We start from the raw sequence: 2985 nt of genomic DNA, 5'->3' as shown, positions 1-2985 counted from the left end.
GGCAGCACGCCCAGGCCGCCGCGGCGGGCGATGGTCGCGGCGAGGCGCGGCCCGGTGACGGCGTTCATGTTCGCCGCCACCAGCGGGATCGTCGCCGGCGTGCCGTCCCCGGGCGAGAGGTCGACCTCGAGCCGGCTCGTCACCGCCGAACGGCGGGGCACGAGGAAGACGTCGGAGTAGGTCAGATCGACGGTGGGCTGAGAGCCGATGAACTGCATGCCCCCAGCCTAGGATGTCGCAGCGGCGGAGAACCCGCACAGCCGGCCACGAGTCCTGTGTTACGTCGCGTCACAGAGCCATGCCATACACTGCGAGCAGGTCCCCCGAGAGTTTTCGAGCGCATCGTCTGGAGCTGATGGCATGACCGAGCTGACCGACATCGTCGGCAGTCGAGAGATCGTCGTGGTCGCTAACCGACTGCCGGTGGATCGGGTCGTCGGGCCCGATGGCAGCTCCTCCTGGCGAACCTCCCCCGGCGGGCTCGTGACCGCGATGGAGTCGGTGGTCGAGGAGCTGGGCTGCCTGTGGGTCGGGTGGCCCGGAGACATCGACGAGGAGCTCGCCCCCTTCGAGCTGGGAGCGATGCGCATCCTCCCGGTCTCGTTGAGCACCGAGGATTTCGAGGGCTACTACGAGGGCTTCTCAAACGGCGCGCTCTGGCCGCTCTACCACGACGTGATCGCGCAGCCAGAGTTCCACCGCGAGTGGTGGGAGTCCTACGAGCGGGTGAACCGGCGCTTCGCGGATACCGTGGCCGCCGAGGCCCCGGCGGACGCGATCGTATGGGTGCACGACTACCAGCTGCAGCTGGTGCCGGCCATGCTGCGCGAACAGCGCCCGGACCTCACGATCGCCTTCTTCCTCCACATCCCGTTCCCGGCACGGCGGCTCTTCGCGCAGCTCCCGTGGCGACGCGAGATCGTCGAGGGGCTGCTCGGCGCGGACGTCGTCGGCTTCCAGCGCGAGCAGGACGCGCTGAGCTTCCGGTTCGCTGCGGAACGCTACTGCGGAGCCCTCGCGCACGGCAACATGCTCAGGCTCGCCGCGGACGACGACGGGCGGCAGCGATCGGTGCTCGCGCAGGAGTTCCCGATCTCCATCGACGCCGCCGCCTTCGCCCGGCTCGCGGAGAGCCCCGCGGTGCAGCGACGGGCCGCGGAGATCCGCCGCGAACTCGGCGACCCCGACACCGTGCTGCTCGGAGTCGACCGTCTCGACTACACGAAAGGCATCAGGCACCGGCTGAAGGCCTTCGCCGAGCTGCTGGCGGAGGGCGAGGCCCCGCTGGGCGAGGTCGTACTCGTGCAGGTGGCGAGCCCGAGCAGGGAGCGCGTCGCCGCCTACCGCCGCCTCCGCGACGAGGTCGAGCAGACCGTCGGCCGTATCAACGGCGAGCACGGGGCGATCGGCCGGACACCGGTGGTCTACCTGCATCAGGGCTTCTCACGGGATGAGATGGTGGCGCTCTACCTCGCGGCGGACGTGCTCGTCGTGACCGCACTCCGCGACGGCATGAACCTCGTCGCGAAGGAGTACGTCGCCTCGCGTTCGGACGAGACCGGCGTGCTCGTTCTGAGCGAGTTCACGGGGGCGGCGGACGAACTGCGGCGGGCGGTGCTCGTGAACCCGCACGACATCGAGGGGATGAAGGCCGCCTTCCTCCGCGCGATCCACATGCCCGAGCGCGAGCAGCGCCGGCGCATGAGCGCGCTGCGCGCCGCGGTCAGCGGCAACGATGTGCGGCACTGGGCCGAGAACTTCCTCCGCGCGACCGAGGCGATGGCGGCGCAGCGGGAGACAGCGCTGCGAGATACGGCTCAGCGAGAATCTGCATCGTACGAATCGGCACCGGAGGCGGAATCGCCGCCGGAGGTCGCGCGGGAGGCCGCGCCGCCGACCGCGCCGATCCTGCTCACCAGTCGGATCTCGGGGCACCTCCGTCGGTTCGCGACCGTCCCCGAGCTGATCATCGCCTGCGACTTCGACGGCACCCTCGCCCCCATCGTCTCCCGACCCGGCGATGCCAGGATCCTCGATCGTGCGCAGCGCGCCCTTCAGGCGCTGCACCGCGCACCGGGCACGCACGTGGTCGTCCTGACCGGTCGCTCGCTCGAGAGCCTGCTGGCGACCGGCATCGATGCCGACGGCTGGGTCGTCTCCGGCTCGCACGGCGCCGAGCTCGTCGGCTTCGAAACGGATGCGGACGCGCCCGGCCCGGGGCTGACCGATGAGGAGTCGGACCGGCTCGCGGCCCTCCAGCAACGGATCGCACGCGTGTTCGGGCGGGAGCCCGGCGTCCGCTTCGAGTCGAAGCCGTTCGGCTTCGCCGTGCACACCCGTCAGGTCCGGGAGGAAGACCGCTCGGACGACATCCTCGAGGCGGTGTCGCGTCTGGGCGAGGGCACCGGGCTGACCGCGCGCGAGGGCAAGCGCATCCGCGAGTTCTCCGCGAAGGAGAGCGACAAGGGCTCGGCGCTCCGGATGATCCGCTCGCGGTGGCCGTCCGCCGCCGTGCTCTTCCTCGGCGACGACGTCACCGACGAAGACGTCTTCACCGGTCTCAGGATCGACGACCTCGGCATCAAGGTCGGCCCGGGCGATACCGCGGCCGGGGAACGCGTGCCGGATCCCGAGACCGCCGCCGCGATCCTCGCCCGGCTCGCCGAGCTCCGCACCGGCATCGTCATCGGGAGCTCGTGAGGAGCGCCCTCCGAGCGGTGCCCTCCGACTAGGGCCGAGCGCTACTCCCGCAGCTTCGCCCCGAACGCCGTCTCGGCGGCCGCGACGCCGGCGAGCTTCGCCTCCGTCGCCTCCTCGGCCTTGAGCGTGCGATCCTCGGCGCGGAAGCGGAGCGCGAAGGTGAGCGCCCGCTGTCCGTCGGCCACGCCCGCGCCGCGGTAGTCGTCGACGATGCGCGCGTGCTCCAGCAGGTCTCCGGCGCCGGCGATCACGGCGGCGAGCACCGCCTCCGCGGGCACGGAGGTG

General features: G+C 71.4%; 3 protein-coding genes. 1 reads left to right on the top strand and 2 read right to left on the bottom strand.

The genetic code is table 11. From position 1 onward, the window contains the following. Positions 1 to 218, bottom strand: a 218-nt coding sequence (locus ACFPZL_RS11805) for an IMP dehydrogenase (protein ID WP_382335549.1), incomplete at its 3' end; no start/stop codon positions are given. Between the two features lie 142 nt (positions 219 to 360). Between ACFPZL_RS11805 and ACFPZL_RS11800 the strand changes: the two genes are divergently transcribed. Beyond that, complete coding sequence (locus ACFPZL_RS11800; protein WP_218113865.1) at positions 361 to 2700, top strand: bifunctional alpha,alpha-trehalose-phosphate synthase (UDP-forming)/trehalose-phosphatase; 2340 nt, start codon at positions 361 to 363, stop codon at positions 2698 to 2700. Positions 2701 to 2741: 41 nt separating this feature from the next. Here the strand turns inward: ACFPZL_RS11800 and ACFPZL_RS11795 are convergent. Beyond that, on the bottom strand, positions 2742 to 2985 hold a 244-nt coding region (locus ACFPZL_RS11795; protein WP_382335546.1), incomplete at its 5' end, for a phenylalanine--tRNA ligase subunit beta-related protein.

The organism is Leucobacter soli (assembly GCF_042659205.1).
In the GTDB taxonomy this organism is placed as follows: domain Bacteria; phylum Actinomycetota; class Actinomycetes; order Actinomycetales; family Microbacteriaceae; genus Leucobacter; species Leucobacter soli.
The sequence above is the reverse complement of the archived record's forward strand: the minus strand, read 5'-3'. Positions and strand labels throughout refer to the sequence as shown.